Origin of the sequence: Winogradskyella maritima (assembly GCF_042650215.1) — a bacterium.
Classification (GTDB): domain Bacteria; phylum Bacteroidota; class Bacteroidia; order Flavobacteriales; family Flavobacteriaceae; genus Winogradskyella; species Winogradskyella maritima.
The window spans coordinates 140,911-154,395 of record NZ_JBHSAT010000022.1 but is presented as its reverse complement, the minus strand read 5'-3'; the positions used below and the strand labels follow the sequence as shown (position 1 = coordinate 154,395).

At 36.7% G+C, this 13,485-nt stretch carries 18 protein-coding genes; 11 read left to right on the top strand and 7 right to left on the bottom strand.

The window, feature by feature from the left end; translation table 11 throughout:
- Positions 1-41 precede the first annotated feature (41 nt).
- The 4 genes from hisH to hisIE all read left to right on the top strand — a co-directional run bounded on the left by hisH (position 42) and on the right by hisIE (position 2,957).
- Positions 42-692 (top strand): imidazole glycerol phosphate synthase subunit HisH, encoded by a 651-nt coding sequence (gene hisH, locus ACFOSX_RS12630; RefSeq protein ID WP_386101724.1) that lies wholly within the window; start codon positions 42-44, stop codon positions 690-692.
- Between the two features lie 120 nt (positions 693-812).
- The gene (hisA, locus tag ACFOSX_RS12625) at positions 813-1,568 is read left to right on the top strand and encodes a 1-(5-phosphoribosyl)-5-[(5-phosphoribosylamino)methylideneamino]imidazole-4-carboxamide isomerase (protein WP_386101721.1); all 756 of its coding nucleotides are present in this window, start codon (positions 813-815) and stop codon (positions 1,566-1,568) included.
- Between the two features lie 35 nt (positions 1,569-1,603).
- Positions 1,604-2,359, top strand: coding sequence for an imidazole glycerol phosphate synthase subunit HisF (gene hisF / locus ACFOSX_RS12620; RefSeq protein WP_386101718.1), 756 nt, complete (start codon positions 1,604-1,606; stop codon positions 2,357-2,359).
- Between the two features lies 1 nt (position 2,360).
- A complete protein-coding gene (hisIE, locus tag ACFOSX_RS12615; RefSeq protein ID WP_386101983.1) occupies positions 2,361-2,957 on the top strand; it encodes a bifunctional phosphoribosyl-AMP cyclohydrolase/phosphoribosyl-ATP diphosphatase HisIE in 597 nt (198 codons plus the stop codon).
- A gap of 54 nt (positions 2,958-3,011) precedes the next feature.
- On the opposite strand, the gene ACFOSX_RS12610 is transcribed toward hisIE, so the two are convergent.
- Complete coding sequence (locus ACFOSX_RS12610) at positions 3,012-3,959, bottom strand: DUF5694 domain-containing protein (RefSeq protein WP_386101715.1); 948 nt, start codon at positions 3,957-3,959, stop codon at positions 3,012-3,014.
- A 92-nt stretch (positions 3,960-4,051) separates the two neighbouring features.
- Positions 4,052-4,846, bottom strand: coding sequence for a LytTR family DNA-binding domain-containing protein (locus ACFOSX_RS12605; RefSeq protein ID WP_386101712.1), 795 nt, complete (start codon positions 4,844-4,846; stop codon positions 4,052-4,054).
- 74 nt (positions 4,847-4,920) lie between these two features.
- Here ACFOSX_RS12605 and truA point away from each other — a divergent pair, with 74 nt between their 5' ends.
- Positions 4,921-5,736, top strand: a complete 816-nt coding sequence (gene truA / locus ACFOSX_RS12600) for a tRNA pseudouridine(38-40) synthase TruA (protein WP_386101709.1) — start codon at positions 4,921-4,923, stop codon at positions 5,734-5,736.
- 38 nt (positions 5,737-5,774) lie between these two features.
- On the opposite strand, the gene ACFOSX_RS12595 is transcribed toward truA, so the two are convergent.
- On the bottom strand, positions 5,775-5,996 hold the full coding sequence (locus tag ACFOSX_RS12595) for a hypothetical protein (protein ID WP_386101707.1): 222 nt from the start codon (positions 5,994-5,996) through the stop codon (positions 5,775-5,777).
- 215 nt (positions 5,997-6,211) lie between these two features.
- Between ACFOSX_RS12595 and ACFOSX_RS12590 the strand changes: the two genes are divergently transcribed.
- The 4 genes from ACFOSX_RS12590 to ACFOSX_RS12575 all read left to right on the top strand — a co-directional run bounded on the left by ACFOSX_RS12590 (position 6,212) and on the right by ACFOSX_RS12575 (position 8,807).
- On the top strand, positions 6,212-7,108 hold the full coding sequence (locus tag ACFOSX_RS12590) for a mechanosensitive ion channel family protein (protein WP_386101704.1): 897 nt from the start codon (positions 6,212-6,214) through the stop codon (positions 7,106-7,108).
- Between the two features lie 113 nt (positions 7,109-7,221).
- Complete coding sequence (locus ACFOSX_RS12585) at positions 7,222-7,434, top strand: hypothetical protein (protein WP_386101701.1); 213 nt, start codon at positions 7,222-7,224, stop codon at positions 7,432-7,434.
- 45 nt (positions 7,435-7,479) lie between these two features.
- On the top strand, positions 7,480-8,055 hold the full coding sequence (locus ACFOSX_RS12580; RefSeq protein WP_386101698.1) for a hypothetical protein: 576 nt from the start codon (positions 7,480-7,482) through the stop codon (positions 8,053-8,055).
- A gap of 74 nt (positions 8,056-8,129) precedes the next feature.
- A complete protein-coding gene (locus tag ACFOSX_RS12575; RefSeq protein ID WP_386101695.1) occupies positions 8,130-8,807 on the top strand; it encodes a DUF2461 domain-containing protein in 678 nt (225 codons plus the stop codon).
- A gap of 59 nt (positions 8,808-8,866) precedes the next feature.
- Here the strand turns inward: ACFOSX_RS12575 and ACFOSX_RS12570 are convergent, their stop codons facing one another.
- From ACFOSX_RS12570 to ACFOSX_RS12560, 3 genes are all read right to left on the bottom strand, one after another.
- Positions 8,867-9,616 carry an SDR family oxidoreductase gene (locus tag ACFOSX_RS12570; RefSeq protein ID WP_386101692.1) on the bottom strand — a complete coding sequence of 250 codons (750 nt, stop codon included), beginning with the start codon at positions 9,614-9,616 and terminating at the stop codon, positions 8,867-8,869.
- A gap of 52 nt (positions 9,617-9,668) precedes the next feature.
- Complete coding sequence (locus tag ACFOSX_RS12565; protein ID WP_386101689.1) at positions 9,669-10,250, bottom strand: TetR/AcrR family transcriptional regulator; 582 nt, start codon at positions 10,248-10,250, stop codon at positions 9,669-9,671.
- Positions 10,251-10,317: 67 nt separating this feature from the next.
- The gene (locus ACFOSX_RS12560; protein WP_386101686.1) at positions 10,318-10,734 is read right to left on the bottom strand and encodes a glyoxalase; all 417 of its coding nucleotides are present in this window, start codon (positions 10,732-10,734) and stop codon (positions 10,318-10,320) included.
- Positions 10,735-10,889: 155 nt separating this feature from the next.
- On the opposite strand from ACFOSX_RS12560, the gene ACFOSX_RS12555 reads away from it, so the two are divergent.
- Both ACFOSX_RS12555 and ACFOSX_RS12550 read left to right on the top strand, forming a co-directional pair.
- Positions 10,890-11,780 carry a DUF72 domain-containing protein gene (locus tag ACFOSX_RS12555; protein ID WP_386101683.1) on the top strand — a complete coding sequence of 297 codons (891 nt, stop codon included), beginning with the start codon at positions 10,890-10,892 and terminating at the stop codon, positions 11,778-11,780.
- 78 nt (positions 11,781-11,858) lie between these two features.
- Positions 11,859-12,248: an acyl-CoA thioesterase gene (locus ACFOSX_RS12550; RefSeq protein WP_386101680.1), complete on the top strand. Its 390-nt coding sequence runs from the start codon at positions 11,859-11,861 to the stop codon at positions 12,246-12,248.
- Here the strand turns inward: ACFOSX_RS12550 and ACFOSX_RS12545 are convergent.
- A complete protein-coding gene (locus tag ACFOSX_RS12545) occupies positions 12,238-13,485 on the bottom strand; it encodes a mechanosensitive ion channel family protein (RefSeq protein ID WP_386101677.1) in 1,248 nt (415 codons plus the stop codon). The genes ACFOSX_RS12550 and ACFOSX_RS12545 overlap by 11 nt on opposite strands.

The following is a 13,485-nucleotide window of genomic DNA, read 5'->3' as shown; positions in this document are numbered from 1 at the left end:
GCGTTGGGATTCCCAAAGCGAAGGAGCTGATATAAAAATATATGAACACTAAGAAACTAGATTTGTCAAGTCCGAGTAAGAGTTCTTCCCCTTTGGGGAAGCTAGATGGGGCTTCCATTATAATTATCGATTACGGCGCCGGAAACATCAAGAGCATACAATTCGCCTTTCAGCGGTTAGGTGTTGAAGCTATTTTGTCGAGTAACCCTGAAGATATAAAGAGTGCAAACAAAGTTATTTTCCCAGGAGTAGGTGAAGCCAGTTCGGCAATGCAGAAGCTGAGAGAAAGTGGGTTAGATACGATGATTTCCGAATTGAAGCAACCTGTTTTAGGGATTTGTTTAGGCATGCAACTGATGTGCAATGGCAGTGAAGAAGGTGACACCAAAGGTTTAGGGATATTTGATGTTGATGTGAAACGTTTTTCAGACAAGGTGAAAGTGCCACAGATGGGATGGAATACAATTTCAGAATATCAATCTGAATTATTCAATGGTATTGATGAAAAAGAATATATGTATTTAGTCCATAGCTATTATGCTGAATTGTGCAACGAGACCATTGCGACTTCTGAATACGATTTAAAATACTCTAGCGCCTTACAGAAAGACAATTTTTACGGCGTTCAGTTTCATCCTGAAAAGAGTAGTGAAGCAGGAGCGCGCTTGTTGAAGAATTTTTTGGAAATTTAACTAATAATGAATTGATATGTCAAACTGAGCTTGTCGAAATGTAATGTGATAGTTTGAAAGCACATAATATAAAGTATATAATAGTTTAAAAAGAGATTCCCGCTCAAGCGGGAAGTAAGCATGAGAATAATACCAGCCATAGATATCATAGACGGAAAGTGCGTGCGCCTCACTAAAGGTGATTACGACACTAAGAAGATATATAATGAAAATCCTGTTGAAGTCGCGAAACAGTTTGAAGACGCAGGCATTCAGTATTTGCACGTTGTGGATTTAGACGGTGCTAAAGCCAAGCACATTGTCAATTACAAAGTTTTAGAACGCATTGCATCTAAAACCAATCTCAAAATTGATTTTGGAGGCGGTTTAAAGTCCAACGAAGACTTAAAGATAGCTTTCGAGTCCGGCGCACAACAAATTACTGGTGGAAGTATTGCGGTTAAAAATCCAGAAACTTTTGAAAGTTGGATAAATACCTATGGTGTTGAAAAAATCATTCTAGGTGCCGATTGCAATAATGAAAAGATTGCGACAGATGGGTGGCTGGAAGAAAGCGAATTAAACGTCATTCCTTTTATTCAAAATTATCAGGATAAAGGCATAGAATACGTCATCTGTACCGACATTTCCAAAGACGGTATGTTGCAAGGCCCTTCATTTGATTTGTATTCTAGAATTTTAAAGGAGTGTCACACTGAGGATTCCCTAAGCATCACGGGAAGTGGATTAAAACTCATTGCTTCAGGAGGAATTTCAAAATTTGATGAACTGCCACAGCTCAACGACATGGGTTGCGATGGTGTCATCATCGGGAAAGCGATTTACGAAAATAAGATTAGCTTAAAACAGCTAGAACAATTCATTATTAACCAATAATAGTTCCTTCCCTTAGGGAAGGTTAGGATGGGATTATGCTAGCAAAACGAATCATACCTTGTTTAGATATAAAAAATGGTCGAACCGTTAAAGGGGTCAACTTTGTCAATTTGAGAGACGCGGGAGACCCAGTAGAATTAGCGAAACAATATGCCGAAATAGGGGCAGATGAACTAGTATTCCTAGACATAGCGGCCACGCTTGAAAACCGTAAGACCATGCACAATATGGTCTTGCGTGTTGCAGAGCAAGTCAATATTCCATTTACAGTAGGTGGCGGTATTTCTTCCGTCGAAGATGTTGATGCTTTACTAAAGTGTGGTGCGGACAAGATATCCATTAACTCGTCGGCCGTAAAACGACCAGAACTGGTTAATGAACTGGCCGATAAATTTGGAAGTCAATGTGTCGTAGTGGCCATTGATGCAAAACAAATTAATGGCGATTGGTTCGTGCATTTGGCGGGTGGTACCATTCCGACGGATATAAAACTATTCGATTGGGCAAAAGAGGTCGAAGAGCGCGGTGCTGGGGAGATTTTATTTACCTCGATGGACCATGATGGCACCAAAGCGGGATTCGCAAATGAGGCCTTAGCAAAACTTTCAGACTTGGTTAATATACCAATCATTGCTTCTGGTGGCGCAGGTAGTATTCAGGATTTTGCGGATACCTTCAAAAATGGAAAAGCGGATGCGGCCTTGGCGGCGAGCGTGTTTCATTTTGGTGAGATTCCCATTCCGACATTAAAAAAAGAATTAAAACGACAGAACATTGAAGTACGACTTTAAGATGACAGATATAAAATATAATTCAGATGGGCTGATTCCAGCTATCATTCAAGATACAACAACAAAAAAGGTATTGATGTTGGGTTATATGAATGCTGAGGCAATTCAAAAAACAAATGACACAAAATTGGTGACTTTTTTCAGTCGGAGTAAGCAACGCTTATGGACCAAAGGCGAGGAAAGTGGAAATACTTTGACACTCATCAGTATTAAAAATGACTGTGACAATGATACACTTTTAATTGAAGCCAAACCCGCTGGACCAACTTGCCATAGAGGTACGGACACCTGTTGGGGAGACATTAATAATGAAAGTTTTGGGTTTATTTCAAAATTGGAAAGTACCATTGAAGACCGTGTAAAAAATGCTTCAGGCGAATCCTCTTATGTAGCGTCTTTGTTTGAAAAAGGCATCAACAAAATTGCGCAGAAAGTGGGAGAGGAGGCCGTTGAAGTGGTTATTGAGGCTAAAGATAATAACGATGACTTATTCTTAAATGAGAGTGCCGATTTGTTATTTCACTATTTAATGTTGCTTCAGGCTAAGGGTTATAAACTGAATGATGTTGTTAGTGTTTTAAAATCTAGGGAAAAATAAAACTGCCGAACTCAAATGAGAACGACAGTTTTTTCGCATTGATGTAAAGAAAGTTTAATCATTCGCGAGTTTTACCGTAAGATTTGGATATTTAGATTTAAGCTCTTCTTCTAGACCAATAACGTGTGATGCCCCGACAATAACAATATGTCGTTTTCCATCAGACTCAATAACCTGCTCAGCAATATTTTTTGCCATACGCATATTGCGTTCGTCCCAATATTTATTTCCGTCAATACACCCTGGTGTTTCAACTTTAGCATATTCAAAAGAGCTCATTTCGTGGAGCATTTCCAATGATTTTCTCTTATTGGTATGCTTTCCCAAACCTCTGAAAATAGCAGGTAGAATGGAGGAGTTATAGCTTTTCTTATTCAGTTTGGTATTTATCTGATTATTGCCATTGGTTCTTCCTTCTATGGAACATTTCTTCCACGCCTCATGGAACAAACCGTTAGTTTGCTGGTCATCCATGGATGTGAGCAGTTTTATGTTTTGGGACAAGGCTAGTTTAAAAGTAAGGTCGCCATCTTCATGTCGCGTTGGTTTTTTTGAACCTTGTACGCCGTATTTTTTGATGTACGTATAAAATTCGTAATTAGCATTGTCTGTCCTATAAGCAAAGGTTGTGATAAGGTAATCCAAATCGCTTTCGCTCATATCGACAAATGATTTTTTTAAAGTACGATTGAATTTTTCAGGATTGGGATTAAATGTCTTTTGAATGGAGTCAGACAAATAATAAAACGCCTTATAACTTTTAGACCAACCGTCTTTTAAATAGTCCCAACTTAAAGAGTCATCCCCTCGAGGACTTTCCACATAGATTGCATCTGGATTATATTTTTCTGCTCGACGAAGCATCGGCTTATAACTGTTCTTTACGATTTTTGGAACCGTATGCATTGTGCCAATAATTAAAACTTCTTTTTGCTCGGTTTGACAGAATGTAAAAGCAAATACGACACTAAAAATAAAACTGAAAACTGATTTTGAAACCATGATAAATAGATTTTGATGTTAAACTTTCTTGACACAAATCTATTTCTTGACTATCAATATATTCAATAATAATAAGGCTTTGGGGCGAAATGCTATCCTCTTGTGGCGGAATTGATATGAGTGCTGATGCTATCTTGATAGGTTTTGGAAACTGGCAATAAAATATTATGACTCATTTGGGCAAAACGCTTGCCATTTTCTGTTTTCCATTGTTGAAAATGAAGTGGATTAATAAGGTAGGAGCGATGCGTCCTAAGGATATCTTCAAATTCTTCATCGATTTTAGATAGTTTGTTTCTGATGAGTGTTTTCTTCAGAAGTGTTCCTGATTGGTAAAATACTTCAATATAATTATCCGACGATTTTATGCATATTAAATCATCCTGAAAAAGTTTCAAGCCTTCGTATTGTCCCTCGCCTTTTATTTCAATTTTGGTGGCTTCCAATTTCTTGTTTTTATACTTTCCAAAGGCATAACGTGCGATGATTATAATCGGAAGAATTGTCGTTAACGCCGGAAGGTAAATTGAAGATAGCATATAACCCAAGGTATACGGATTAATATCATTTGCCATAATGACTGTTAAATAATAGATTCTTGAAACTGTAATGGCAAAAACACAAAAACACAGTAGGAATATAGCTTCTTGCCACAGAAACCATTGTGGCTTAGTGCGTTTATACAAAAAATATTGAAAGGGTAGAAAAACCAAATAGCAAACCCCGCCAATTAAACCGTAACCTGGAAGGTAGAGTAGCTTTTCACTTTGGCTAAATACGCTAACGTCCAAAGGTTCCGTAAAATAGAGAAAGGCAAATATCCATAAGGCCAATCCTAAACCGATAAGGAGATGATGTTTTAATTTTGGGTCAAAAGGATAGGCCATTAATAGCTGTAGAATTAAGGTTTAAAAATACAGATTGCTTTTGAAAGCATCAATAAAATAACGTTCTTGCTTTTATGTTTAAAAAGACATTCTATTATTTGGTTAAGGTTCAATATTTAGGCTATCGGTTTCATGGTTGGCAGAAACAACCGAATCTTAAAACGGTGCATCATATGATTGACCGTACTTTAAAATATGTTTTAGTTGACCAACGTTTTAAGACGCTTGGTGCGGGACGGACAGATGCGATGGTTTCTGCAAACGAAGCGGCCTTTGAGCTGTTTATCTATGATGAAGACCTATCGGATTTAGAAGAGTTCATCAAAACCTTTAATGAAAATTTACCTCAGGATATTAGAGCATTGTCTATAGTGCCAGTGGATAAAACATTTAATGTTATCCAAGATTCTAAAATCAAAGAATACCATTATTTGTTTTCGCAAGGTGCTAAAAATCACCCGTTTTGTGCTTCCATAATGACGGGAATTCAACAAGAATTGGATATCGATTTAATGAAAAAAGGGGCGAAATTGTACGAAGGAACTCACAATTTTAAGTCCTATTGCTATAAACCGTCAGAAACTGGTCTTTTTGAAAGGCATTTAGAGCTTTCAGAAATTGTGGATAACGATATTTATTCGGCTAGTTTCTTTCCTGAAACGTCTTATGTGTTTAGAGTCAGAGGGAAAGGTTTTATGCGCAATCAAATCCGGCTGATGATTGGCACATTAATCAACTTAGGCAAAGGGGATTTAACTTTAGACGATATAGCTAATTCACTCAAAGCAGATTCCCAGTGGCAAATGAATTTTGTGGCGCCAGCTTCAGGTCTTATCTTACACAGTGTTAAGTTTGAAGAGGCATTAAAAAAGGCATCAATTCTACATTGATGCCTCTTAAGGTTTGGTTGGTCTAATATTACTACAGCCTAACTTGCTACGTGTAACACCGGATCTTTCTCTACGAACTTTCCATTGACTGATTCACCTAGAATCAATACTTCCTTAGAACGCTCGTACATTTTAATAGCGCGGTGCATCTGTAATTTGTCTTGGCTGTAAAGTTTAACTCCTGATTTTGATCCTTTGTTGCGGATCTCAATATAATAACCATCTTTCAACTTAGTTGGTCTTGTTGCTGGTCTACCCATTTGACTTAATTTATTTTAAAAAGTTTTGCATTATAGTGAAAATTCTGTCAATACGCAAAAAAATCCGACAATCCATTGGTTCTTCAATCTTAATGTTCCATAAAGAAGCCTTTAAAATCTTATAATTATATACAAATCAATTGAAATTGTGTAATACATAAAGTACTCTTATTCCCGACCTTGTGGGACATAAATAATATAAATAGAATCAAAATATGAAGGAACAATTTAATGTAGCATGGTCAAATCTTATAGAAAAATTGCAAGGATGGTTTAACGCCATTATTGAAAGTCTTCCAAATTTCATTCTTGCGATTTTAGTCATGATTGTGGCTTATTATGCGGCGAGATACATTAATAAATTTGTCACAAAAGCGGTAGGAAAAAAAGTAAATCAACCGTCAATAAGTAAAACAATAGGTCGCATCTCTGCGGTCGTTGTAGTGCTTGCCGGTCTCTTTCTTTGTTTAGGAATTCTTGATTTAGGTAAAACACTAACCTCATTACTGGCCGGTGCAGGAGTCGTTGGATTAGCCATTGGTTTGGCACTTCAGGGAACTTTAGCAAACACCTTTGCTGGAGTCATTCTATCATTCCGAAAGAAAATTCAAGTAGGGCATTGGATTGAAACTTCAGGCTTTGAAGGTGAAGTTATGGATATCAATTTAAAAGATTTTACATTAAAAGAGGCTGATAACAATATGGTCATTATTCCAAATAAAACCATTTTGGAAAACCCAATGAAGAACTATTCATTGACACAAAAAATGCGCATTTTCTTAGAATGTGGCGTGGGTTATGAGTCCGATTTAGAGTTGGTTCAAAAATTGACCAAAGAAGCGATGGCAGACACTTTTGATACTGTGGATTCATCTGATGATGTTGAATTCTACTATAAGGAATTTGGTGGAAGTTCAATCAATTTCCTCTGTAGATTTTGGGTTAATGGCGAAAAAGCCATCGATAGATTAAGAGCTACAAATAAAGCAATCATAGCACTTAAAAAGACCTTCGATGCTAATGATATTAATATTCCTTTCCCAATACGAACGCTACAGTTTGACAATAAATTGAATATCAATCAATCTATAAATCAAGAAGAGGGAGTATAGCCGAATTAAACATGGAAATGAGTTATTATACAGGGCGATTGAAATAAGCTAAGCCCTTTAAAATTAAGATATTTGTACTATAAATTATTAAACACTAAAAACAAAAATACATTATGAAAAGATTAGTCTTTGTATTCTTTATGATATTCGGACTGATGACAACCTCCGCTTGTAGAGAACAAAAAAAAGAATTGACTCCAGAAGAAAAAGTAGAACGCGCTTATGATTCTTTGGAACAAGATTTGGAAAAAGCAGGCAATAACGCTAAAGATGCTGTCGAAGACTTAGAAGAAGAAGTTGAGAAAGCAGACGAACGATTAAAATAAAGAACACAACACAACAATTATAAGTATTAATTTAAAAAAAAAATGATGAAAAAAGTAATATTAGCCTTGGCCGTATGTTCATTTATAGGACTTAATGCCCAAGAAACACCAAAAGAAGTAACAGAAGAAACGAGAACCAAAATCATTAAGGTAAAAGTTAATGGGGAAGTGAAAGAGCGTAAAATTGAAATGATTAAAACGCGAGAGACAACACCTGTAAAGTTAGATCCTAGAGATGCAGGTAAAGACAAACAAGACCGTGTTATGGCACCAACTAAAGTTGATAAGACCGTAATGGTAAAGGATACTGACAATAACGGATTTGATAATTACGCTAATTATAACTATACACGTTTTGATGGACAAGTCTATAATATGACGCCAAATCCATCAGGTTTTACAATAATGACGGATGAAGGAGATGTACTTTTAGCAAATGCAAGATTGTCTACCGAGAATAACATGTATCTGGTTACAACTGATGAATATTCAGGAATTGGATTCTTTAGAGGAAACAAATTTATAGTTGAATATTATGATGATGAAGCAGATATGTTGGTTATGGAAGAGTATAACCGTAATAACATGAAGAAAACAAAGACAATGATGAAAAAGAAGTAATATTCTTTAGATTCAATTTGAAAAATGCCACGCTATTGCGTGGCATTTTTTATTTTTAATGAAATTTTGAATCCATGAGTCAGCAAATACCTAAAGGTCTATTTCCGTTTTTTAATAAATTAAAGAAAAACAACAATCGGGAATGGTTCACAGAACATAAGCCGGAGTTTAAAGCGTTAGAATCTGAAGTGAAAGCGGTGTATAATTATTTGGGCTCACTGATGAATGAGCATGACCAGATTGAAAAAACTAAAATATTCAGAATTTATCGTGATGTGCGTTTTTCAAAAAATAAGACACCATATAAAACCCATTTTGGGGGTTCTTTTGCCAGACGAAAACCAGAATTGAGAGGAGGCTATTACTTGCATCTTCAGCCTAATAACGAATCGTTTATTGCCACCGGATTTTGGGAACCAAGCAAAGAGGATTTACTAAGAATAAGAAAAGAGTTTGAAATGGACGACTCAGAAATGAGAGGCATCCTCAATAATAGAGCCTTCAATTCCGTTTGGGGAGGATTTGTTGGTGATGAATTAAAAACGGCACCAAAAGGATTTGATAAGGAACATCCTGCTATAGATTTAATCAGAAGAAAACAATTCATCTTCACCAAATCCTTTACAGACAAGGAAGTTATGGCCGATGGATTTATCAATCAAGTCAATAGCGACTTTAAAGCCATACGACCGTTTTTCGATTATATGAGTGATGTACTAACCACTAATCTCAATGGTGAGTCTTTATTATAAAGAAAACCCGAGTTTCCTTAAGGGATACTCGGGTTTTTTAATAGTCCGTATAAGTTCGCTTATACTTGCACCATGCCACCATCAATCTGTATTTCGTGCCCCGTAATAAAACTACTTTCATCACTTGCTAAAAATAATACGGTATCCGCAATTTCTTTAGCTTCACCAAATCTATTCATTGGTACTTGAGACAAAATTTGAGATGCCATTTGTTCCTGTTGTTCTTCTGGTACTCCAGCTTCGTTAAAAAAGTTAGTGCCAATCGGTCCAGGACTCACTGCGTTTACTCTGATGTTTCTATCTTTTAATTCGTTGGCGAAACTTTTATTCAAATATTTAACGGCACTCTTTGCGGCTCCGTAAACACTTGCGCCAGGCATAGCAATATCTGTAACAACGCTTGTATTAAAAATCACCGTTCCACCATCGGGAATCATGCTTTCTAATTGCTGTACAGTAAAATAGCCACCTTTAACCAAGGTGTTGAATTGACTGTCAAATTCGTATTCAGTGGTTTCCGCTAGTGAATTGAATTTCCCAAAACCAGCATTGACGAAGAGCACATCGACATTGTCTGTATGTTTAGATACTTCAGATTTAAGATTCCATAAATCTTTTGTACTTCCGGCGTCGCTTACTATACCTTTAGCATATGAGCCTAATTCCTTTTCGGTTTTTTCAACGTTCTCTTGACTTCGACTTGTAAAGATAACTTTTGCACCATGGGCAATGAATTGTTTGGCGGTCGCTAAACCGATGCCACTTGTGCCTCCGGTAATTACTACTGTTTTGTTTTTGAATTTACTCATGTTATATATGGTTTTTATTTGAAACAACCGTTTCAAATTGATTAAAAAAAATTTACATTAATGTGGACAATATATTTTGCACTATGGTTTGTAATTTTGCTCTGTCGGAAATTAATATGCCCGTCATTCGCAATCCCTGTAGTGACGAAAACAAATAAAGTGCATAGTCTTTAGCACTTCTAGAAGTGTTGATATCATCTTTTGCTTGGCCAAGGATGACTACATCCTCCAAAAAAGCCAACGTGTCATTTTGATGTGCAATCAAGAAATTGTTTATCGCCTTATCCTTATTGGCCATTTCTGACTTACAATTCACTATAAGACAGCCTTTTCCATCTTTATCATTACAAATTTCTTGAATATATAGATTAAAAATGCTCTCTATAACCTTAATGGTTGATGCGTTTGATAACGTGGATTGGACATTGGCCCTAGTATAACGGCCACTATAATTTTTAAGACAAAGCAAGAATAGACTTTGCTTATTCTCAAAGGAATTGTATATACTAGACCGATTTAAGCCTGTGGCATCCACTAAATCCTGCATTGAAGTTGCATGGTATCCTTTACGATGGAATACCTCGGTGGCTTGGTCTATAACAATCTGTCTATTAAAAATTTCAGTTTTTGGCATTTTATTTGAAATGTTCGTTTCAAATGTAATGAAAATTTCTCTTTGGACTGTTAAATGTATGATAAAGTCAAACGGCTTTTTTAATAGGAGGAAGGGCTAATACCTGAATGCTATTGATTAAGCGCTCTTTCACAATATTCATCATACGCTTATTTAAAGCTGAAGAATTTTCAATATAAAGCGCATACTCTTCAACAGTGAACTGCCCGATAATCATGCCTTTTATGGAGTTTCTGAATTTCATGTCCTTGTGGATGGCATTTTCAATATAATCTAACTGTTTTTCAAGCGACAATTCAAAGAATACATTCTTGTGCTTTTTGCTGTAATTTCTGAATACGGCGATGAATAAATCGTGTTGCATCTTAATCACAGGCCGTAAGGTTTTATTCTGAAAAGACTCTTCGGAACTCATGGAATCATAAACTTTAGCTGAAGAAATAATAGGTCTAATAGAAAGCAAATTAGATGTGCGCGTGGACATGGTTAGGGATTTTAGTTCAACTTGGAATTAAATTTACACATATAGATGCAGGAGCTAAGTAATCGGACGGATTCTTGTTAACGTGGTTATTAACAATACTTCAAATTTTCTTACAAAACCCACGGACTTCTTATCTTAGTTGAAAATTTTGAATTATGAAATTCGGAAGCGTAGATAATCCTGAAGATATTGACTTCACTTTACCTAAAGACCATCCTGATACGAAACGCGTTCTGACGCCAAATCCTAATGATGATTTTAAGATTTATGTGGGCTGTGCCAAATGGAACAAGGCCGACCTCAAAGGATTCTATCCAAGGGGTACTAAGGACGAATTGGCCTATTATTCCAGTCAATTCAATTCCATAGAACTAAATGCGACATTTTACAGGATTTTCCCTTCTGAACAGTTTGAAAAATGGTACGATAAAACACCCGAAACATTTAGGTTCTTTCCAAAATTGAATCAGGAAATTAGCCATTGGAAACGTTTAAGCGACGAAAGCCAGCAAGTCGTTGACCGCTATTTATACAGTGCGATAAATTTGAAAGAAAAGCTGGGCTGTCTATTCCTTCAGATGCACAATAATTTTGCGCCTAAGGATTTCGACCGCGTTAAGGCATTTATGGACTCATGGCCGAAGGAAATTCCATTGGCCGTAGAATTTCGTCATACGGATTGGTATAATGATGCCGATATTTCTAATGTGCTTTACCAGCTATTGGAAGAAAACAATATCTCTAACATCATTGTCGACACCGCTGGCCGTCGTGACCTGATGCATATGCGATTGACCAATGACAGGGCGTTTGTTCGCTATGTTGGTGCTAATCATGATAGTGATTATACACGGTTGGATGATTGGGTAGAACGCCTAAAAACTTGGAAAGACTACGGCATTAGGGAAGTGGATTTTTTCGTTCATCAAAACATTGAAAAAGAATCGCCCTTACTTTCCGCTTATTTCATCAAACAACTGAATGAAAAATTAGGCACAAGATTAAAAGTTCCTAATGAAGACGATGAGCAAAGGTCATTATTTTAAGGCTAGTATATAAGAGTTAAATTCATCTAAACATCTAAACATCTAAACAACAATCGACTAACGACTAACCACTAACATATGAGATTCCATACCAGAAAATGGGTTAAACCCGAAGACTTAAATCCAAACGCCACATTATTCGGAGGGCAATTACTGGCGTGGATTGATGAAGAGGCCGCATTATATACCATCATTCAATTAGAGAATAGTAAGATTGTCACCAAATACATTTCCGAAATCAATTTTATGGCGTCGGCAAAACAAGGTGATATTGTAGAAATCGGTATTGAAGTACTCAACTTCGGGAAATCCTCTATCACATTAAAATGTGAAGCCCGAAACAAAATGACTCGCGAGACCATTCTCACCGTCGATAAAATAATAATGGTCAATCTAGGTGACGACGGAAAGCCAGCACCTCACGGTAAAACAAAAGTAGAATTTGTTAAAGACCGACTTAAGTCTTAGCCATACTCATTACGGGGTACAACTCAAATACCTCTAAATCAAAATAGGGAACGGCCGCCAAAACGTGGTCAAAGATTTCACCCATAATGTGCTCGTAATTTTCCCAACGCTGGTCTTTACTAAAAGCATAGATTTCCATCGGGATGCCTTGTGGTGTGGGCTCTAATTGGCGGACCATCATGGTCATGTCTTTGTTTATGGCTGAGTGATTTTCAATATACGTATTCAGGTATTTTCTGAAGACTCCAAAATTCGTCAGGTTTCGTCCATTAATCAAGACCGATTTATCAATATTTTGAGAACTATTGTGCGAATTGATTTCAGCTTCCTTATTCGAAATGTAATTCGAAACGAGTTGAATCTTCTTAAACTTCGATAAGTCTTCAGGCTGTAAAAATCGAATGGTTGAGGCTTTAATAATAACAGAACGTTTTATGCGCCGACCACCAGAAGCCTTCATACCACGCCAGTTTTTAAACGAGTCTGATATCAATGCATAGGTTGGGATAGTGGTAATGGTCATATCCCAATTCTGAACTTTTACTGTCGCCAAATTGATTTCAATCACATCACCGTCGGCCCCATATTTTTCAAATGTAATCCAGTCACCAATGCGCACCATGTCATTTATTGAAACCTGAATACTCGCTACAAAACCTAGAATGGTATCCTTAAAAATAAGAATGATAATGGCCGAAGCCGCACCGAGAGTCCCAGCGAACTTTATAAATGACAGACCCGTAATAATTGCCAACGCAGCGAAAACACCAATCAGCCAAGCAAATATCATAAAGACCTGAATGTAACTGTCAATCGGTTTGTCCCTAAAATTGTCAGACTGCTTTAAATAGTCCTTTATGGAATTAAGAATACTTCTAACAATCCAAAGCGTAAGCATTATTCCGAATATGGTGAGCGTCGTTTTCATGATAGTTGACGCTCTTTCAAAATCCCTAAAAATTATAGGGATCAGTTGCGAAAAGAGAAGGACTGGTATAATATGCGCTACATTCCTAGGCAATTTATTGGCGATTAGAATGTCATCAAAACTCGATTTGGTCCGATTGGCAATGTTGGCCGACACCTGTCTTAAAACCCTTCGAATTAAAGCATCTATAAGAAAAACGGCTACCAAAGAGATAACCAACAGTGTCAACATATTGAGATATGTTGCAGTACTTTCGGAAACACCCCAATCCAGGAACATGTCGTAAAATAAACAGTCTAGTGTTTGCAT